Below are 17,984 nucleotides of genomic sequence, written 5' to 3' on the forward strand. Positions count from 1 at the left end.
ACCTTACTCCTGAGAAGGACGTTGGCGGGTGAAGAGACGTTTCACCAGCACGAAGAACAGCGGTACGAAGAACACCGCCAGCAGGGTGGCCGTCAGGGTGCCGCCGATAATCCCGGTGCCGATCGCCACGCGGCTGTTGGCTCCGGCGCCGGTGGCGATGGCCAGCGGCAGCACCCCGGCGATAAACGCCAGCGAGGTCATGACAATCGGGCGCAGGCGAGTCTGCGCGGCGCGGATCGCCGCCCGGGAGAGCGAATACCCCTCATCCACGGCGGATTCAGCGAACTCCACGATCAGGATGGCGTTTTTCGACGACAGGCCGATGGTGGTCAGCAGCGCCACCTGGAAGTAGACGTCGTTGCTTAAGCCGCGCAGCGTCGCCGCCAGCGCCGCGCCAAGCAGGCCGAGCGGGATGACCATGATCACCGAGAACGGCACCGACCAGCTCTCATACAGCGCCGCCAGGCACAGGAATACCACCAGAATCGAGATGGCGTAGAGGCTCATCGCCTGGCCGCTGGCCAGCTTTTCCTGCAGCGAAATGCCGCTCCACGCCCAGGTGGAGCCCGCCGGCAGGCTGTCGGCCAGCTTTTCCATCTTGTCCATCGCCGCGCCGGAGCTGAAGCCGGCGGCGTTTTCGCCCTGGATCTCAAAGGCGGCGGAGCCGTTGTAGCGCACCAGGCTTTCCGGGCCGTATTGCCAGTGGGTGGTGGCGAAGGCGGAGAACGGCGTCATGCTGTTATCGCTGCCGCGAACGAACCATTTGCCAAGGTCCGACGGCACCGCGCGCGCGTCGCTTTCGCCCTGGATATAGACCTTCTTCACCCGGCCGCGATCGATAAAGTCATTCACGTAGGTACCGCCCCAGGCGCTGGAGAGCGTATCGGTCACGTCGCTCAGCGACAGCCCCAGCGAGACGGCTTTGTTGTTATCGATATCCACCTGCAGCTGCGGCATCTGCGGCAGATCGTTAGCGCGCACCGACTGCAGCTCGCTGCTCTGGTTGGCCGCCGCCAGCAGCTGGCTGCGCAGCTTCATCAGGCTGTCGCGGTCGGTACCGCCGCTGGCCATCAGCTCGAAGGTGAAGCCGTTGCTCTGTCCGAGACCGTCTACCGACGGCGGGGTCATGGCGAAGAGGGTGGCGTCGCGGATCGTCCCCAGCTCTTTGGTGGCGCGCAGGGCGATGGCCTGGGCGGTATTGTCGTCCCCTTTGCGTTGCGACCAGTTTTTCAGCGACACGAAGGCCATCCCGGCGTTCTGCCCGCTGCCGCTAAAGCTGAAGCCGTCGACGGTGAAAATGACATCGGTATTGGCTTTCTCTTTGGTGAGGAACCAGTCGGTCACCTGGCGGCGCACCTCGGCGGTACGCACCGCCGTCGCCCCGGCGGGCAGGGTGTACTGGACCATGATCTCCCCCTGGTCCTCCACCGGCAGGAAGCTGCCCGGCAGCTTCCACATCGCCAGCGCCATCGCCCCGCAAATCAGCGCGTAAGCGCCCATCATCACTGCGCCCCGGCGCAGGCCGCCGAGCACCCGGCGCTGGTAGCCCTCCTCCGTACGTCCCCACAGGCGGTTAAAGGCGCCGAAGAACCCTTTGGTGTGCGGTTTGGAGTGGCTGAGCAGCGCGCCGCACAGCGCCGGGGTGAGGGTCAGCGCTACCACCACCGACAGCATCATCGCCGAGATAATGGTTACCGAGAACTGGCGATAGATGACCCCGGTCGAACCGCCGAAGAAGGCCATCGGCAGGAACACCGCCGACAGCACCAGGGCAATCGCCACCAGCGCGCCGGAGATTTCGCCCATCGATTTTTCGGTGGCTTCGCGAGCGGGGAGCCCTTCGTCGCGCATAATGCGCTCGACGTTCTCCACCACCACGATGGCGTCATCCACCAGCAGGCCGATCGCCAGCACCATGGCGAACAGCGTCAGGGTGTTAATCGAGTAGCCGAACAGGGCCAGCACCCCGAAGGTGCCAAGCAGCACCACCGGCACCGCCACCGCCGGAATGAGCGTCGCGCGGAAGTTCTGCAGGAACAGATACATCACGCAGACGACGAGGATAATCGCTTCGAACAGGGTCTGAATCACGTCCTCGACCGAGATTTTGATGAACTCGGTGCTGTCCTTCGGATAGGCAATATCGTAACCCTGCGGCATCTGACGCTGGAATTCGGCGATTTTGCTTTTCACCAGCGTCGCGGTGTCCAGCGCGTTGGCGCCGGGGGCCATCATCACCGCGATCCCGGCGGCCGGGTGGCCGTTCAGATTGGCGGTGGCGGTGTAATCCTCGCTACCCATTTCCACCCGCGCGACATCGCTCAGGCGCACCACCGAGCCGTCGGCCTGGCTTTTCACGATGATCGCTTTGAACTGGTCAGGGGTTTGCAGCCGGGACTGCGCGCGCACGGTGGCGGTTAATTGCTGGGCATTGGACGACGGTAGCGCGCCGATTTTACCGGCGGAAACCTGCACGTTCTGCGCCTCAATCGCCGACTGGACGTCGGAAGGCATCAGCGAGTAGGAGGCGAGTTTGGTCGGGTCCATCCAGACGCGCATCGCGTATTCGGCGCCGAATACCTGCAGGCTGCCGACGCCCTCCACGCGCGCCAGCGGGTCCTGCATATTGCTGACCAGCCAGTCGGAGATATCGGAGCTGGTGGCGCGGTTGGTTTTGTCATACACCGCAAGGATCAGCAGAAAGCTGCTCTGCGATTTTTCCACCGTTACGCCGGACTGCTGGACTTCGCTCGGCAGCCGCGATTCCGCCTGCTGCACTTTGTTTTGCACCTGCACCTGGGCGGTGTCCGGGTCGGTCCCCTGCTCAAAGGTGACGGTGATGCTGACCGAGCCGTCGGAGCTGCTGGTGGAGCTGAAGTAGAGCAGATGGTCGAGGCCGGTGAGCTGCTGCTCGATCACCTGGGTGACGCTGTTCTCCAGGGTTTCGGCGGACGCCCCGGTATAGGTGGCGGAGATTTTCACCGCCGGCGGGGCGACGTCCGGATACTGGCCTACCGGCAGGGTGCGGATCGCCAGCACCCCGGCGAGCATAATCAGAATGGCGATCACCCAGGCAAAGACCGGGCGACGCACGAAGAAACGGGAGAACATCAGGCGTTGCCTCCGTTATTGTTGACGGCGACGGCCTTCACTGTCTGTCCGGGGGCCACTTTACCGGTGCCTTCGACAATCAGCTTGTCGCCCGCTTTCAGGCCGCTCAGCACCAGCCATTTATCGCCGTAGGTGTCGCCGGTTTCCACGGTACGCTGCTCAACTTTGTTGGCGGCATCGACCACCAGCGCCGTGGCGTCGCCTTTGGCATCGCGGGTGATCCCCTGCTGCGGGGCGAGGATCGCGTCGTTCATGATGCCTTCATCGATGCGCGCGCGGACGAACATCCCCGGTAGCAGGACGTGCTGCGGGTTGGGGAAGATAGCGCGCAGGGTTACCGAGCCGGTAGATTCATCGACGGCGACTTCGGTGAGCGCCAGACGCCCTTTTTCGGGATAGGTACTGCCATCTTCCAGGGTTAACGTCACGCTGAGGGTGTCGCTGTTGCTGGCCAGGCTTTGCTTGCGTAAACGCAGGAGATCGACGCTGGATCGCGTCAGATCGACATACATGGTGTCGAGCCCGCGGATCGTCGCCAGCGCGGTATCCTGATCGGCGGAGACCAGCGCCCCCGGCGTAACCGACGAGATGCCGATGCGCCCGGCAATCGGCGCGGTGATGGTGGTCCAGTTCAGGTTAATGCGCGCGCTCTCCAGCGCCGCTTTCTTCGATTCCACGCTGGCCTTGTCCTGGGCGCAGGTGGAGGCGGCGTCGTCAGCATCCTGGCGGGAAACGCCGTTATCCCTGATCAGCGACGCGTAGCGCTGGGCCTTCTGGCAATCGGAGACCACCAGCGCCTGGGCCTGTTTCAGCGCCGCCGCCGCTTCGTTCCAGGTCGCGCGATAGCTGGAGGGATCGATCTGGTAAAGGGCCTGCCCGGCCTTCACCATATCGCCTTCGGTAAACAGGCGTTTCTGGATGATGCCACCCACCTGCGGGCGAACTTCGGCGCTGAGCGAGGCGGTGGTGCGGCCGGTGAGCTGGCTGACTACCGGCACCGGCTGGCTTTGCAGGGTGACCACGCCCACTTCCGGCGTGGGTTGCTGCGGAGCAGATGTCTGCGCATTATCGCATCCGCTAAGGAGAAATAATGCTGTCGCGATGGGAGCTATGATGTATTTCATTATATTTTCTCAAGATATAAGACGTCCGCCCCGTTTATTTAAAAACGAGGGAATAGGTTGGGCGCTGAGGCATTTTCGGGTGAGCGAAAATGACAAAAAAGGAACACAGATGTTCCTGAACGTGATTGTTATTGTGTCTCCGCTGAAGCCAACCTCTTCGGTCTTCAGGAGGTGAAAAGCGCATCTCCTCTGGTTTTGTGGTGAGAATGATCATTCTCATTTTTCCCCATTATACGATCCGTCGCGATAATGGAAAGGTTTTTTTGCTTACTTTTAGAACGCAAAAAATTAAGGCAAATAATCATGGAGAAAATAAGAATATTTTGTGAAAGTGGAGAGGGAAAATAACCATTCGGCAGCGCGATACTGGAGATAGTTAATGACACTAATCATTACAAAAAGCATTAATCCCGACGATCAACAAGAATTGTTTGCCGGTCTACGGCAGTATAATCAGCAGTATCTCGATGCGGCGCAGTTTGGCGATCTGGGGATTTACTCGCGCGATGCGCAAGGGGTGATGCAGGGCGGGCTGATTGCCAAACGCAAGGGCAACTGGCTGTGCATTGAGTATCTGTGGGTTAGCGAGGCGACGCGCGGGCGCGGGCTGGGGAGCGAGCTGATGCAGGAGGCGGAACAGCAGGCGCAGGCGCAAGGCTGCAGCCATCTGCTGGTGGATACCTTTAGCTTCCAGGCGCTGCCGTTTTATCAGAAATTAGGCTATCAGCTGCAGATGTCGCTGCCCGACTTCCCGCACGCAGGCATGCAGCGCCACTATTTGTCGAAGGCGCTGTAACGATCCTGGTATCCCCGGGCGGTCAGGTACCGTACCTGTGGTTGTGCCGGATGGCGGCATAAATGCCTTATCCGGCCTACACAGTCCTCCCGTAGTTTCGCCCCACCCAGGACCGGCAAGCGCAGCGCCGCCGGGCAGGATATCAGGCACGGCACCTGTATTCTTGCCGGGTGGCGGCTGTTGCCTTACCCGTCCTGGGGGTCGTGCGACCAGTTGTTGATATACCCACTTGCGCGACTGAAACTGCCGGTGCTGGCGGCCTCAAAATCGCTGAGACGTTCCCGGAAGGCCGGGGCAGCCCGCATGGATGCGGGCTGAGGGCCGTGTTTTGCACGGACGCTGCCTCGGCCCGACCCGAAGCCTGCAGGGATAAGTCGAAGGGACCGCGTAGCGGCGATTTTGCTGGCCGGAGCCCGGGGGTACAGGGGGCGGCGGCGACTGGCCGCCCCCTGTGCGCTCCCTGCGCCATAAGAGACATAGCGCAGAAGAAATATCGGGAGCGCAATCTGCCGGGAATTAACATAGAAGTTGTAGCCCTGCTAAGCGTAGCGCGAGCAGGGAAAATCCCGGATGGCGGCGCGTGGCGCCTTATCCGGGCTACAAAAGCATTTGCCGGGCGGCGGCTGCGCTTAACCCCCGACGCCGTGGCCCATCAACGCCAGCGCGTGGCTGACGATGGTCTGGCGGTTGACCGCCTGTAAACGCGGATCGCTGTGAATGCGTGAAAATGGCACCAGCACCAGGCTAATCACCGTGGTAAACAGCAGCTCCGGCGACAGCGCCGGATTGATCTTGCCCTCCAGCTGCCAGCGACGCACCGTCTCCAGCATCACCTGAAAACGCTCCTCGCCGAAGCGGGCATCCATATGCTGACGCAGGATCGGCATCTCGCCGATGATCTCCTGCATCCACAGCGGCGCAAACCAGGCGTTTTTCTCCGCCATATGCGCCAGCGTCTCGACCATCATCGTCAGCGCCAGCACCGGATCCTGCGGATGATCGACAAAGATGCGGCTGATGTGATTGCGCAGCGGCATAAAGCGCTCCTCAATCAGCTGAGTCACCAGCGCATCCCGCGAGCTGAAGTAGTAATGCAGCATCGCCGGCGTCACCCCGGCCTCTTTGGCGATGGCGTTCAACGATACGCGGCCCGCCCCGTCGCGGGCAAACAGCGTCAGGGCGATGTCCATCAACTGTTCGCGGTTGGCGGTACCCGGTTTTTTACCGCGCGGCCGACCCGGGCGGCGGGGAGCATCCTGATCCTTTTGTGCTGTCATGATATGGCGATCTCTTGACCCGACTCATTCTTTCACTAAATATTAATTATGCATTTAATTAATTTCAAGAGAGCGTTGTAATGACTTCTCAAGTCGCTAACCCACCGGTGCAGTCGATACGCCTGCTGTTCAGCGCATTGCTGCTGGTGATGCTGCTTTCAGCGCTGGATCAGACCATTGTCTCCACCGCGCTGCCGACGATTGTCGGCGAACTGGGCGGGCTGGACAAGCTTTCCTGGGTGGTCACCGCCTATATCCTCAGCTCCACCATCGCGGTGCCGCTGTACGGTAAATTTGGCGATCTGTTCGGCCGCAAAATCGTGCTGCAGGTGGCGATTGGGCTGTTTCTCGTCGGCTCCGCGCTCTGCGGGCTGGCGCAGAATATGACCCAACTGGTGCTGATGCGCGGCCTGCAGGGGCTCGGCGGCGGCGGCCTGATGGTGATCAGCATGGCGGCGGTCGCCGACGTCATCCCGCCCGCCAACCGCGGCCGCTATCAGGGGCTGTTCGGCGGCGTTTTCGGCCTGGCGACGGTGATCGGCCCGCTGATCGGCGGTTTTCTGGTGCAGCACGCCTCCTGGCGCTGGATCTTCTATATCAACCTGCCGCTCGGCCTGTTCGCGCTGCTGGTGATCGGCGCGGTATTCCACAGCAGCAATAAACGCAGCCAGCATCAGATTGACTGGCTGGGGGCGATTTATCTCAGCATGGCGCTGCTGTGCATCATCCTGTTTACCTCGGAAGGGGGCAGCGTCCATGCGTGGAATGACCCGCAGCTGTGGTGCATTCTGGCCTTCGGCATCGTGGGGATCATCGGCTTTATTTACGAAGAACGGATGGCCGCCGAGCCGATTATTCCGCTGGCGCTGTTCCGCAACCGCAGCTTCCTGCTGTGCAGCCTGATCGGCTTCGTCATCGGCATGTCGCTGTTCGGGTCAGTCACCTTCCTGCCGCTCTATCTGCAGGTGGTGAAGGAGGCGACGCCCACCGAGGCCGGGTTACAGTTAATCCCGCTGATGGGCGGCCTGCTGCTGACCTCGATTATCAGCGGGCGGATTATCAGCCGTACCGGTAAATATCGCCTGTTTCCGATCCTCGGCACCCTGCTCGGCGTGACCGGCATGGTACTGCTGACCCGCATTACCATTCACTCGCCGCTGTGGCAGCTGTACCTGTTTACCGGCGTGCTGGGAGCGGGTCTGGGGCTGGTGATGCAGGTGCTGGTCCTGGCGGTGCAGAATGCGATGCCGGCGCAGATGTACGGCGTCGCCACCTCCGGCGTGACCCTGTTCCGCTCGATTGGCGGCTCCATCGGCGTGGCGCTGTTTGGCGCGGTGTTCACGCACGTGCTGCAGAGCAACCTGCAACAACTGCTGCCGGAAGGCGCGGTGCTGCCGCCGGGAATGAATCCGGTGGCGGTCCAGCACCTGCCCGCGGATATCCGCCTCGACTACCTCGACGCCTTCGGCGCGGCGATCCACGCGGCGTTTCTGATGGCGGCCGGCATTATGGCGGTGGCGTTTGTCCTCTCATGGCTGTTAAAGGAGGCGCCGCTGAAGACCGCGACGCATTAAGCGGCCCCGGCGATGTGCAGCAGTGCCTGACGCAGCGCCGGTGCGGCAAAATCGATAAATTTGCGCAGCTTAAGCGGCGCCAGATCCCGAGCGGTATACAGCAAATGGACCGGCGCCGGATCCGGCTCGACGTTTTCCAGCAGCAGACGGAGCTCCCCGTGGCGCAGGCCATCCAGCGCCTGATAATGCAGTAAGCGGGCCACCCCCACCCCCAGCCGTGCGGCATCGGCGGCGCTCTCTGGCGTGGTGACGGATAGCACCGGCGGCAGGTTAATCAGCTGGTCCTCGCGCTCAGCGGCGCGAAAGCGCCAGCCGCGATAGGGCATCGGCGATTCAATGCGGATGATCGGCAGCGCCGCCAGATCGCGCGGCCGCTGCGGCTCGCCGTATTTCGCCAGCAGCGCCGGATGGGCGCAGGCCACAATCCGCATGGTGCCAAGGCGGGTGGCCACCATGCTGCTGTCCGCCAGGTCGCCAATCCGCACCGCCAGATCGACATGGTCGCTCACCAGGTCGGCATTACGATCGCTGAGCAGCAAACGGACGCGAATTAGCGGGTAGCGGGCGATAAATTCACTGATTACCGGAAGAACGTGCTGGCGTCCAAACATCGTCGGCGCGGAGATCACCAGCTCGCCCTTCGGTTCCTGATATTCGCCCGTCGCCTGGCGTTCGGCGTTTTCCACCTCCTCAAGGATCCGCCGCGCGGCGGCGACATAATCGACCCCGGCGTCGGTGAGCGTCAGTTTGCGGGTGGTTCGCGCCAGCAGGCGTACGCCCAGCGCGCTCTCCAGTTCGCCAATATGGCGGCTGACGGTGGTCAACGGCATATTCAGCGCCCGCGCTGCCGCCGACATGCTCCCCAGCTCGGTCACTTTCACCAGCAGCGCCATCGCGTTTAATCGATCCATTATTCTCCCGTTTTGCGGAAAGATGATTGCCACTTTACCCGTATTATCATTCTTCACAGTACAGTCCATGATGGCGCCAGACAACAGGAGGCGCTATGGCAGCAACCTTTCTCGATATCGCTATCACCCCGGACGTGATGGATGTGCAGCATGAAATGGGCAGCGACTCGCTGTGGCAAACGCCGCACAGTCGCCGCCAGGCCGACCGCTTCGGCGACAGCGAAGCGGGGATGATCGCCACCCGCGACAGCTTTTATCTGGCGACGGTGTCGCAGAGCGGCTGGCCCTACATTCAGCATCGCGGCGGCCCGCCGGGTTTCTGCATCTGCTGGATGACACCACCCTGGCGATGGCCGATTTCGGCGGTAACCGCCAGTACATTACTACCGGCAATCTGCGCGGCAGCGACCGGGCCTGCCTGTTTTTGATGGATTATCCGCGCCGTGCCAGGCTGAAAATCTACGCCACCGTCGAGGTCCTGGCGGCAGAGGACCACCCGCAGCTGCTGGCGCAGGTGGCGCCGGCCAACTATCGCGCCCGCATTGAACGTCTGTTTCTTTTTCATTTGCAGGCGTTTGACTGGAACTGCCCGCAGCACATTACGCCGCGCTACAGCGCGCAGCAGGTGGCGGAGTACAGCCAGAACCTGCAGCAACGTATTCATGACCTGGAGCAGGAGAATCAGCGCCTGCAGCAGCAATTAGCCCGCAAAGGAGAGTAAGTATGACCGAACAACGTCCCCCGTTACCGCCGTTTACCCGCGACAGCGCTATCCAGAAGGTCCGCGCCGCGGAAGATGGCTGGAACAGCCGCGATGCGGAAAAAGTCGCCCTGGCCTACACCGTGGATAGCGAATGGCGCAACCGCAGCGAATTTGTCCACGGTCGGGGGCAAATTGTTGAGTTCCTGCAGCGAAAATGGCGCAAGGAGCAGCAATACCGGCTGATTAAGGAGCTGTGGGCATGGCAGGAGAATCGCATTGCCGTGCGCTTCGCCTATGAGTGGTGCGACGACAGCGGCAACTGGTTTCGCTCGTATGGCAATGAGAACTGGGAGTTTGATAAGCACGGACTGATGCAGACGCGCTACGCCTGCATCAACGACCTGCCGATCGCCGAAAGCGAGCGCCTGTTCCACTGGCCGCAGGGGCGCCGCCCGGACGATCATCCGGGGCTCAGCGATCTGGGGCTGTAAAACCGGCGCTGCGCGACGGATTAATCGGCTTTCGGGAAGTCGACCACCGTGTCGTTAACCCGGTTCACCATGTTGGTGAACAGGATGGCGCTGATGGCGCTGATAATCTCAATCACCTGCTGGTCGCTAAAACCGGCGTTGCGCAGCGCGGCGACGTCGGCTTCCGGCAGCGTACCGGTGGTGGTCACCAGGGTCTGCGCGAATTTCACCAGCGCATCAAGCTGCGCCTCTTCCGCATACTCCCCGCGGCGCAGGGCATGGATCTGCTCGCTGCTGAAGCCGGCTTTTTTCGCCATCAGGGTGTGCGCGGCCAGGCAGTAGTCACAGCCGGTGGCTTCGCTGACCGACAGATTAATCGCCTCCAGCTGTTGGGCGCTGAGGCTGCCTTTATGGAGCATCGCATTGTGCGCCAGCGCCTGCTGCAGCGCCGCCGGCGAGTGGCCGCCGATGGCCAGGTAGGCGTTCGGCACTTTGCCCATCGCTTTTTTAATCCCGGCGAAAATATCGGCGGCTTTGCCGGTGGCGTCTTGTTCACGGATATCTGCTAAACGGCTCATGGTTAACTCCTGTTGTTATCGAGGGTGTGTTGGCAATGGGGTCATCTTAGGCGCTTGCCGCATGCTAGACTGGCGGTCTTCGTCTCACCTTTTTGTCTTATCGTCTCAGGAGAAGCATGGACAGTCTCAGTCATCTGCTGGCGCTGCTGGCGCCGCGCTGCGAAGTGAACCTGCACTGTCGCTTCGGCGGCCGCTGGCAGGCCGGGCACCAGCAAATGCGCAGCGGCGTGGTGCCCTGGCACGTGGTGCTGCGCGGCGAGGGGCGGCTCAACGTCGGCGGCCAGACCCATCACCTGCGCGCGGGAGATGTCGTCCTCCTGCCCCACGGTTCGCCGCACCTGATGGAGAGCCTGGTGGAGTGGGGCCAGGTGCTGCCGGTGGCGCACCGGTTTAACGGCACGGTGACGGAAATGCGCGCCGGCCCGGCGGAGGGGGCGCTGGAGATGCTGTGCGGCGAATTCTATTTTGGTCCGCACGTCAGCTGGCTGTTCAGTGAAGCATCGACGCTGATCCATCTCCATACCGATGCGCGTGAAGACTGCCCGGAGCTGGACGCGCTGCTTAATATACTGGTGCGCGAGAGCCTGGCGCAGCGTCCCGGCGGCAGCGCTATCGTGCGCAGCCTCGGCGATACGCTGCTGGTGCTCCTGCTGCGCATGCTGCTTGGCGAGCAACAGCCGCCCGGCGGGCTGCTGCGCCTGATGAGCGATGAACGCCTGATGCCGGCGGTGCTGGCGGTGATGGCGACCCCGGAGCAACCGTGGACGCTGGAGAGTATGGCCGCCCGCGCGTTTTTATCACGGGCCACCTTTGCTCGTCATTTTGCCCGCGTCTATCACCTGACGCCGCAGGCGTGGCTGTCGCAGTTGCGAATGGCGCTGGCCGCCCGGCTGCTGCGCCTGGAGCGTCAGACCAACCTCGAGGTCATTGCCGAACGCTGCGGCTTTCAGTCGCTGGCGTCCTTCTCGAAGCGCTTCAAAATGCGCTATGGCGTGACGCCGGGCGAGTGGCGACGGGGCTAGCGCCTCGCGTTTCGCGAAGATGATTTTATTTCCAGTTGCGTGGTTTGCTGTTTATTACCCGACCCGAAAGTCGCTATAGTTTTGCACGAAAAAAACAATGACAGTCAGGACAGACAGGGTGAAGAGGATGAGATTACGTTTACGGGCCGCCGCCGCGGTAATGCTGGCGGGTCTGGCGCTGGTCGGCTGCGACCAAAAGGGTAATGAAGCGAAGCACATTAAGGTGGGCGTGATTAACGGCGCCGAGCAGGATGTAGCGGAAGTGGCGAAGAAGGTGGCCAAAGAGAAGTACGGTCTGGAGGTCGAGCTGGTGGGATTCAGCGGCTCGCTGCTGCCTAACGAATCGACCAACGCCGGGGATCTGGACGCCAACGTCTTCCAGCATCGGCCTTTCCTTGAGCAGGACAACAAAGCGCATAACTATCATCTGGTGGCGGTCGGGAATACCTTCGTCTTCCCGATGGCCGGCTATTCGCGCAAGATCAAGTCAGTCGCCGAACTGAAAGACGGCGCGACGATCGCTATCCCCAACGATCCGACCAACCTCGGGCGGGCGCTACTGCTGCTGCAAAAAGAGAAGCTGATTACCCTCAAAGCCGGGACCGGCCTGCTGCCGACGGCGGTGGATATCACCGACAACCCGCATAACCTGAAGATCATGGAGCTGGAAGGGGCGCAACTGCCGCGCGTACTCGACGATCCCAAAGTCGACGTGGCTATCATCAGCACCACCTACCTGCAGCAAACCGGGCTGTCGCCGGTTCGTGACGGCATCTTTATCGAAGATAAAAACTCGCCCTACGTGAACATCATCGTGACCCGGGAAGACAATAAAGACGCGCAAAACGTGAAGGAGTTTATGCAGTCGTACCAGTCGCCGGAGGTGGCGAAGGCGGCAGAGACTATCTTCAACGGCGGCGCGGTGCCTGGCTGGTAAGCCAACACACAGGGAGAGGTGCGTATGGTACGCCAACGGCAGGCTGACCTGCTGCTGATTGCCGCGACGGTGATTGCCGCCTGCGGCTGGATATTTTCCCGCGAGGCGATCGCCGGCATGCCGGTGTTCGCGTTTCTTGGGCTGCGTTTTTTCTTCGCCGCGCTGCTTCTGCTGCCGTTCTGCCGCGGTTTTCGCCCGCAAAAGCAGCACTGGCCAAAACTCATCATCAGCGGACTCTGGTTTGCGCTCAACCTCTGCCTGTGGATCTATTCGGTCTCCACGACGGCGTCGCTCGGCGAAGGGGCGTTTATCATGAGCCTGTCGATGATGTTCGTCCCGCTGACCGCATGGGTGATGATGAAGGTGCGCCCGCCTCGCGCCTGGTGGGAGTGCCTGCCGATCGCGGTGGTAGGCCTGGGGCTGCTCAGTCTGCATATGCCGATAGCCTTCCACCCCAGCCAGGGCTGGTTTTTGCTGACGGCGCTGGTGCAGTCGATCTGGTTCTGTTACACCAGCCGCTGCGCGCGTGAAGTACCGCTGATCCCCCTGACCACCGTGCAGCTGGCGATCACCGGTATCGTCGGGTTGACCATCTCCGCTGCCGTTGAACGCTGGGACCAGCCGATGACCCTGCCGACTCTCGGCTGGTTGGTGGCCAGCATTGTCATCGCTACCAGCCTGCGCTTCGGTCTGCAGATGAAGGGGCAGAAGTACGCGGCGGTGGCCAGCGCGGCGATCATCATGGTGCTCGAACCGCTGCTGACGGTCATTGCCGCCGCGCTGTGGTACGGCGAACAGCTGCCGCTGCAGAAGATTATCGGCGGCGTGCTGATCCTCGTGGCCCAGCTGTGGTTCCTCTGGCGGATGCTTAAGCCGTAAGCGAGCCGCTTCGCCGCTGCGCCATCAGCTGCAGCAGCGGCACCAGCGACAGCCCGTCCGGCATCTCGCCGCGGGCGATCAGCTGGTTTATCTCGTCGAAGGTAAACCAGCCGGTCTCCATCACCTCATCCTGATCTGCATCCATCCCCACCCAGCGTAAACCGGTGGCCAGCCAGGTGATAAACAGCTGATCGCTACTGCCGTAGGAGGGGTTAAAGCGAATGATCTCCTCAACGCGTTGCGCCTGCCAGCCGGTCTCTTCCCGCAGCTCGCGCAGCGCGGCGACCGCCGGGTCTTCCCCTTCATCGACGCCGCCAGAGGGGATCGCCCACACCACCTTATCGATCAGGTAGCGGTAGTGGCGAATCAGCAGCACTTTCTCATCCTGGATGGCCACAATCCCCACCGCCGGGCGCGGGTAATGAATGGAATAAAAGTCGCGGCGCTCGCCGGGGGCGACATCAATACCCACCTTACGCATGCTGAACCACGGCGTCTCGGCGATGACCTGCGGGTCGTGCATATCGGCGGCGGTCAGTTTCTTTTTCATCCTGCCACTCCTGTCAAAAATTGAGCCTTAAGAACAACATAGCCGGAGGCGGATGGCAACCGCCGCAGGTTGGCCCGATTTCATCGATCATTGCCCAAACGCCCCTGTTGAGCCAGGCGGGGACTCAGTACGATGTTCGTCAGATGACCCCAGAGGAACGCCAACATGAACATCACCCACATCCGTAATGCGACCCAGATTATTCACTACGCCGGGAAAAGATTTCTCATCGATCCGATGCTGGCGGACAAAGGCGCCTGGCCGGGTTTTCCGGGCACCGCGCGCAGCGAACTGCGCAATCCGCTGGTTGAGCTGCCGTTTTCCCGCGATAAAATTGTCGACGTTGACGCGGTGATCGTCACCCACACCCATGACGATCACTGGGACGCGGCAGCGATCGCCGCGATCCCGAAAACCCTGCCGGTGTTCGTCCAGCATGAGGCCGACGCCGCGCTGCTGCGCAGCCAGGGATTTCAGGATCTGCGCCTGCTGTCGGCAGACAGCGAATTTGCCGGCGTGCGTCTGCTGAAAACCACCTCCGGGCAGCATGGCAGCGACCGCACCTACGCGGTGCCGGCGATGGCTGAACGCCTGGGCGAGGCCTGCGGCGTGGTGTTTCGCCATCCGCAGGAGAAGACGCTGTGGCTGGTGGGGGATACTATCTGGCGCGATGACATTGCAGCCGACCTGCTGAAGCTGCGCCCGGACGTGGTGGTCCTCAACGCCGGCTACGCCCACGTCATCGGCTTTGGCCCGATTATCATGGGCAAGGAAGATCTCCTGAACGTGCACTTCACCCTGCCGGAAGCGAAAATCATGGCTATCCACCTCGAGGCGGTCAACCACTGTCTGGTGAGCCGGGAAGAGATGCGCCAGTATGCGCTGGATAATCAGATTGCCGATGTGGTGAGTATCCCGCAGGATGGGGAAACCGTGGTTTATTAACATGAGCAAGGGGAAAGGACGATGAAACTCACCGACGTGGCGATTGTCGCTGTAGAGGGCTTTAGCCCGTTTCACTACGCCGTCCCCTGCATGCTGTTTGGCGATTCGGTTTCGGAAATCAAACGCTTTAATCTGCACATTTGCGCCGAGCGGCCGGGGCTGATGCGCGCCCGCGATGGTTTTGCGCTGTACGCCACCGGCGATTTCGCCGCGCTGGAACAGGCGGATATCGTGGTGGTGCCTTACTGGGGCGAGGTCGATCGGCGTCCGCCGCAGGCGCTGCTTGATAGCCTGGTGCGGGCCCGGGATAACGGCGCGGAGATTGTCGGCCTGTGTCTCGGCGCGTTCGTCCTCGGCTACGCCGGGCTGCTGGACGGCAGGCGAGCGGCGACTCACTGGGAGTTCGAGCAGGATTTCCAGCGCCGGTTTCCGCAGGTGCAGCTGGATATCAACGCGCTGTACGTCGACGACCAGCGGATCATTACTTCGGCGGGCACCGCGGCGGCGCTGGACTGTTGCCTCTACATCATCCGCCAGCGTTTCGGCAGCCTCGCGGCCAACCAGATCGCCCGGCGGATGATTGTTTCGCCGCACCGCGAGGGCGGCCAGGCGCAGTTTATCGCCCAGCCGGTGCCGAAAAACACCCGCGATGCGCGAATCAACTGCCTGCTGGATTATCTGCAGCAGCATATTGCCGAGCCGCACAGTCTCGATTCGCTGGCCCGGGTGGTGGCGATGAGCCGCCGTACCCTGACCCGCCACTTCGCCCGGGCAACCGGGATGAGCATTACCGACTGGCTGACCGCCGAACGTCTGCGCCGCAGCCAGACTCTGCTTGAGGCGGGCGATCTGCCGGTCGAGCAGGTGGCGGAGGCGGTGGGCTATCTTTCAGCGGTCACCTGGCGCCAGCAGTTTAAAGCGCGCTTTGGCGTCAGCCCGACGAAATGGCGGCGTACCTTTCGTCGCGGCGCTTAGCCGGCGAGGGTCGCACTGTCGATCACGAAGCGGTATTTCACGTCACCCTTGACCATTCTTTCCCAGGCTTCGTTGATCTCATCGCCGCGGATCAATTCGATATCGGCGACGATGCCGTGTTCGGCGCAGAAGTCGAGCATCTCCTGAGTTTCCGGAATACCGCCGATCATCGAGCCGGCAATCGACCGGCGGCGGAAGATCAGATTGAACACTTCCGGCGACGGATGCGGCGTGGCCGGGGCGCCAACCAGCGTCATGGTACCATCGCGTTTCAGCAGCGTGGTGAAGGCATCGAGATTGTGCGGCGCCGCCACGGTGTTGAGGATGAAGTCGAAGCTTTTGACGTGGGCCGCCATTTCGTCGTCGTTGCGCGACACCACCACGTCATCGGCGCCCAGCGCTCTGGCCGCATTACGCTTGGATTCGGAGGTGGTAAAGGCCACCACGTGGGCCCCCATGGCATGGGCCAACTTGATCCCCATATGCCCCAGGCCGCCGATGCCGACCACGCCGACTTTTTTACCCGGCCCGACGTGCCAGTGGCGCAGCGGCGAGTATGTCGTGATCCCAGCGCACAGCAGCGGCGCGACGGCGGCCAGCTGCGCTTCGGGATGGGTTATCCGCAGCACGTAGCGTTCATTGACCACTATCTGCTGTGAATAACCGCCAAGCGTGTGTCCCGGCGCGTCCTGGGTCGGCCCGTTATAGGTCAGCACCATGTGGTCGCAGTAGTTTTCCAGCCCCTCAGCGCACTCTTCGCACTGTTGACAGCTATCGACCATACAGCCGACGCCCACCAGATCGCCGACGGCGTAGCGCGAGACGGCGTTGCCGACCGCGGTCACCCGACCCACAATTTCATGCCCCGGCACGCAGGGATACAGCGTTCCCGCCCATTCCGATCGCGCCTGGTGGAGATCGGAGTGGCAGACGCCGCAGTAAGCGATGGCGATCTGTACATCCTGCGGCCCCGGGTCGCGGCGGGTGATGGCCATTGATTCCAGCGGCTGGCTGGCGGAGTAGGTACCAATAGCGTTGATCAGCATAGCGAAACCTCTTCTTGATGAATGGACTCAATAGAACGGGAGGGGAATGCGGGTGGTCAGTGGCATCGATAAGCGTAGCCTGGACTGGCCGAGATGCGAGGGGGAAAGCGGTAGAGAAACCCTCAGGCGCGGCCTTAACCAGCGCAGTAAATAATAAGATGGCCTTATCTTTATCGCCGCTAAGCCTTATAGGTATTTACGGCATATAGTATTATTTATTCCTGTAGAATAGAGATAAATAGTTATTGCAGATAATGATGCTTACACTCTTTTTATCCCCGTAACGTCTTGTCTTTTATTCGTTATTTCACCTGTTGATACTATGATTCTCAATGAATCACTTTTTCAACCTGACCTGATGGCATAAAAACCATGTCGATACCTGCAGCCAGCCCCTCTACCGACCAGGCGTTAACGTCCTTTTACTACGGAAGACAGACAAAGCCGTTATTGGCGGTGAAATCCCTGTTATCTGCGTTCCTGCCCGTCAGCTCACCCTTTGCGCTGCCGCGATCGACCTATTATCGTTTTCCGCCGACCCAGGCTGAATCCGGATTAATTCTGCTCGAAGAGGGGATTGCCTCGCTATGCCATGCGGAAAACAACATGGTGATATCAACGATATTTGCCCCTTCGCTATTGGGATTAATCGATGGTTACGGCGTCTTTAACGGTATTCCGGAAAAACACCACTGCTCTCTGTTTGCTGAGACAGATTTGCGCGGACGCTGGATAGGACACCAGGCCGCGGTCGAGATCCTCAATGCGCAAAACCTGTGGCAGGAGATGGCCCATGTTCTGGCGCAGCGGCTGATGGTGTTGAGCATGCGTTCGCAGGAGATGATGGGGGTGGATTCTTATCCGATGGTGCGAACCCTGCTAACAGAGCTGGCGGACTATCCGGAGGCATATCGTCGCCAAATCAACGTCCTGAGCTTTATTCAGCGCCGTACCAACCTGTCGCGCAGCCGTGTTATGTCGATTCTGGCAGAGCTGCGCAAAGGTGGTTACATTACGGTCCATCGCGGGGTGCTGGAAAAGATAACCCGCACGCTTCCCGCCCACTTTTAAACCCGCGCGGCGGAG

The 17,984-nt window shown here is 61.3% G+C and carries 18 protein-coding genes and 1 pseudogene; 11 read left to right on the forward strand and 8 right to left on the reverse strand.

Annotated features, from left to right (window positions below):
- Positions 1 to 3: 3 nt before the first annotated feature.
- Positions 4 to 3,111: a multidrug efflux RND transporter permease subunit EefB gene (eefB, locus tag OHJ17_RS00350; RefSeq protein ID WP_020316808.1), complete on the reverse strand. Its 3,108-nt coding sequence runs from the start codon at positions 3,109 to 3,111 to the stop codon at positions 4 to 6.
- Positions 3,111 to 4,235, reverse strand: a complete 1,125-nt coding sequence (gene eefA, locus OHJ17_RS00355; RefSeq protein ID WP_009485155.1) for a multidrug efflux RND transporter periplasmic adaptor subunit EefA — start codon at positions 4,233 to 4,235, stop codon at positions 3,111 to 3,113. The genes eefB and eefA overlap by 1 nt, the downstream gene beginning before the upstream one ends.
- Before the next feature lie 206 nt (positions 4,236 to 4,441).
- Here eefA and OHJ17_RS00360 point away from each other — a divergent pair, with 206 nt between their 5' ends.
- Positions 4,442 to 4,564, forward strand: coding sequence for a hypothetical protein (locus tag OHJ17_RS00360; RefSeq protein WP_004150240.1), 123 nt, complete (start codon positions 4,442 to 4,444; stop codon positions 4,562 to 4,564).
- Here the strand turns inward: OHJ17_RS00360 and OHJ17_RS00365 are convergent.
- Positions 4,524 to 4,640, reverse strand: coding sequence for a hypothetical protein (locus OHJ17_RS00365; RefSeq protein WP_014343452.1), 117 nt, complete (start codon positions 4,638 to 4,640; stop codon positions 4,524 to 4,526). The two genes, OHJ17_RS00360 and OHJ17_RS00365, sit on opposite strands and share 41 nt — an antisense overlap.
- On the opposite strand from OHJ17_RS00365, the gene OHJ17_RS00370 reads away from it, so the two are divergent.
- Positions 4,615 to 5,031 carry a GNAT family N-acetyltransferase gene (locus OHJ17_RS00370; protein WP_004181565.1) on the forward strand — a complete coding sequence of 139 codons (417 nt, stop codon included), beginning with the start codon at positions 4,615 to 4,617 and terminating at the stop codon, positions 5,029 to 5,031. The genes OHJ17_RS00365 and OHJ17_RS00370 overlap by 26 nt on opposite strands.
- A 629-nt stretch (positions 5,032 to 5,660) precedes the next feature.
- Here the strand turns inward: OHJ17_RS00370 and OHJ17_RS00375 are convergent.
- Positions 5,661 to 6,308 (reverse strand): TetR/AcrR family transcriptional regulator, encoded by a 648-nt coding sequence (locus OHJ17_RS00375; protein WP_032433702.1) that lies wholly within the window; start codon positions 6,306 to 6,308, stop codon positions 5,661 to 5,663.
- A gap of 80 nt (positions 6,309 to 6,388) precedes the next feature.
- Between OHJ17_RS00375 and OHJ17_RS00380 the strand changes: the two genes are divergently transcribed.
- Positions 6,389 to 7,882, forward strand: coding sequence for an MDR family MFS transporter (locus tag OHJ17_RS00380; protein WP_004145022.1), 1,494 nt, complete (start codon positions 6,389 to 6,391; stop codon positions 7,880 to 7,882).
- Here the strand turns inward: OHJ17_RS00380 and OHJ17_RS00385 are convergent.
- Positions 7,879 to 8,850, reverse strand: a complete 972-nt coding sequence (locus OHJ17_RS00385; protein ID WP_072196958.1) for a LysR family transcriptional regulator — start codon at positions 8,848 to 8,850, stop codon at positions 7,879 to 7,881. The genes OHJ17_RS00380 and OHJ17_RS00385 overlap by 4 nt on opposite strands.
- Positions 8,851 to 8,888: 38 nt before the next feature.
- Between OHJ17_RS00385 and OHJ17_RS00390 the strand changes: the two are divergent.
- Both OHJ17_RS00390 and OHJ17_RS00395 read left to right on the forward strand, forming a co-directional pair.
- Positions 8,889 to 9,514: pseudogene (locus OHJ17_RS00390) on the forward strand (pyridoxamine 5'-phosphate oxidase family protein).
- 2 nt (positions 9,515 to 9,516) lie between these two features.
- On the forward strand, positions 9,517 to 9,987 hold the full coding sequence (locus tag OHJ17_RS00395; protein WP_004173883.1) for a nuclear transport factor 2 family protein: 471 nt from the start codon (positions 9,517 to 9,519) through the stop codon (positions 9,985 to 9,987).
- Positions 9,988 to 10,007: 20 nt separating this feature from the next.
- On the opposite strand, the gene OHJ17_RS00400 is transcribed toward OHJ17_RS00395, so the two are convergent.
- The gene (locus OHJ17_RS00400; protein WP_032433699.1) at positions 10,008 to 10,544 is read right to left on the reverse strand and encodes a carboxymuconolactone decarboxylase family protein; all 537 of its coding nucleotides are present in this window, start codon (positions 10,542 to 10,544) and stop codon (positions 10,008 to 10,010) included.
- Positions 10,545 to 10,660: 116 nt separating this feature from the next.
- Between OHJ17_RS00400 and OHJ17_RS00405 the strand changes: the two genes are divergently transcribed.
- The 3 genes from OHJ17_RS00405 (at position 10,661) to OHJ17_RS00415 (ending at position 13,382) form a co-directional block, all read left to right on the forward strand.
- Complete coding sequence (locus tag OHJ17_RS00405; protein WP_004150236.1) at positions 10,661 to 11,566, forward strand: AraC family transcriptional regulator; 906 nt, start codon at positions 10,661 to 10,663, stop codon at positions 11,564 to 11,566.
- Positions 11,567 to 11,693: 127 nt separating this feature from the next.
- Positions 11,694 to 12,503 (forward strand): lipoprotein NlpA, encoded by an 810-nt coding sequence (nlpA, locus tag OHJ17_RS00410; RefSeq protein WP_004173884.1) that lies wholly within the window; start codon positions 11,694 to 11,696, stop codon positions 12,501 to 12,503.
- Between the two features lie 24 nt (positions 12,504 to 12,527).
- Positions 12,528 to 13,382, forward strand: coding sequence for a DMT family transporter (locus tag OHJ17_RS00415; RefSeq protein WP_114505221.1), 855 nt, complete (start codon positions 12,528 to 12,530; stop codon positions 13,380 to 13,382).
- Here the strand turns inward: OHJ17_RS00415 and OHJ17_RS00420 are convergent.
- Positions 13,372 to 13,932, reverse strand: a complete 561-nt coding sequence (locus tag OHJ17_RS00420) for an NUDIX domain-containing protein (protein WP_009308807.1) — start codon at positions 13,930 to 13,932, stop codon at positions 13,372 to 13,374. The two genes, OHJ17_RS00415 and OHJ17_RS00420, sit on opposite strands and share 11 nt — an antisense overlap.
- Positions 13,933 to 14,097: 165 nt before the next feature.
- Between OHJ17_RS00420 and OHJ17_RS00425 the strand changes: the two genes are divergently transcribed.
- On the forward strand, positions 14,098 to 14,877 hold the full coding sequence (locus OHJ17_RS00425; RefSeq protein ID WP_004173886.1) for an MBL fold metallo-hydrolase: 780 nt from the start codon (positions 14,098 to 14,100) through the stop codon (positions 14,875 to 14,877).
- Between the two features lie 21 nt (positions 14,878 to 14,898).
- A complete protein-coding gene (locus OHJ17_RS00430; RefSeq protein WP_032433698.1) occupies positions 14,899 to 15,852 on the forward strand; it encodes a GlxA family transcriptional regulator in 954 nt (317 codons plus the stop codon).
- Here the strand turns inward: OHJ17_RS00430 and OHJ17_RS00435 are convergent.
- Entirely contained in the window at positions 15,849 to 16,898 is a 1,050-nt protein-coding gene (locus tag OHJ17_RS00435; RefSeq protein WP_004901462.1) for an NAD(P)-dependent alcohol dehydrogenase, read from the reverse strand. The genes OHJ17_RS00430 and OHJ17_RS00435 overlap by 4 nt on opposite strands.
- Positions 16,899 to 17,270: 372 nt before the next feature.
- Between OHJ17_RS00435 and OHJ17_RS00440 the strand changes: the two genes are divergently transcribed.
- Entirely contained in the window at positions 17,271 to 17,969 is a 699-nt protein-coding gene (locus OHJ17_RS00440; protein WP_032433696.1) for a winged helix-turn-helix transcriptional regulator, read from the forward strand.
- Positions 17,970 to 17,984 lie beyond the last annotated feature (15 nt).

It is taken from the genome of Klebsiella sp. KP20-425-1, assembly GCF_025813515.1.
Taxonomy (GTDB): domain Bacteria; phylum Pseudomonadota; class Gammaproteobacteria; order Enterobacterales; family Enterobacteriaceae; genus Klebsiella; species Klebsiella pneumoniae.

Coding starts and splice junctions, on each gene's coding strand:
- eefB (WP_020316808.1), bottom strand. CDS start 3,111: ATGTTCTCCCGTTTCTTCGTGCGTCGCCCGGTCTTTGCCTGGGTGATC.
- eefA (WP_009485155.1), bottom strand. CDS start 4,235: ATGAAATACATCATAGCTCCCATCGCGACAGCATTATTTCTCCTTAGC.
- OHJ17_RS00360 (WP_004150240.1), top strand. CDS start 4,442: ATGATCATTCTCATTTTTCCCCATTATACGATCCGTCGCGATAATGGA.
- OHJ17_RS00370 (WP_004181565.1), top strand. CDS start 4,615: ATGACACTAATCATTACAAAAAGCATTAATCCCGACGATCAACAAGAA.
- OHJ17_RS00365 (WP_014343452.1), bottom strand. CDS start 4,640: ATGCTTTTTGTAATGATTAGTGTCATTAACTATCTCCAGTATCGCGCT.
- OHJ17_RS00375 (WP_032433702.1), bottom strand. CDS start 6,308: ATGACAGCACAAAAGGATCAGGATGCTCCCCGCCGCCCGGGTCGGCCG.
- OHJ17_RS00380 (WP_004145022.1), top strand. CDS start 6,389: ATGACTTCTCAAGTCGCTAACCCACCGGTGCAGTCGATACGCCTGCTG.
- OHJ17_RS00395 (WP_004173883.1), top strand. CDS start 9,517: ATGACCGAACAACGTCCCCCGTTACCGCCGTTTACCCGCGACAGCGCT.
- OHJ17_RS00400 (WP_032433699.1), bottom strand. CDS start 10,544: ATGAGCCGTTTAGCAGATATCCGTGAACAAGACGCCACCGGCAAAGCC.
- OHJ17_RS00405 (WP_004150236.1), top strand. CDS start 10,661: ATGGACAGTCTCAGTCATCTGCTGGCGCTGCTGGCGCCGCGCTGCGAA.
- nlpA (WP_004173884.1), top strand. CDS start 11,694: ATGAGATTACGTTTACGGGCCGCCGCCGCGGTAATGCTGGCGGGTCTG.
- OHJ17_RS00415 (WP_114505221.1), top strand. CDS start 12,528: ATGGTACGCCAACGGCAGGCTGACCTGCTGCTGATTGCCGCGACGGTG.
- OHJ17_RS00420 (WP_009308807.1), bottom strand. CDS start 13,932: ATGAAAAAGAAACTGACCGCCGCCGATATGCACGACCCGCAGGTCATC.
- OHJ17_RS00425 (WP_004173886.1), top strand. CDS start 14,098: ATGAACATCACCCACATCCGTAATGCGACCCAGATTATTCACTACGCC.
- OHJ17_RS00430 (WP_032433698.1), top strand. CDS start 14,899: ATGAAACTCACCGACGTGGCGATTGTCGCTGTAGAGGGCTTTAGCCCG.
- OHJ17_RS00435 (WP_004901462.1), bottom strand. CDS start 16,898: ATGCTGATCAACGCTATTGGTACCTACTCCGCCAGCCAGCCGCTGGAA.
- OHJ17_RS00440 (WP_032433696.1), top strand. CDS start 17,271: ATGTCGATACCTGCAGCCAGCCCCTCTACCGACCAGGCGTTAACGTCC.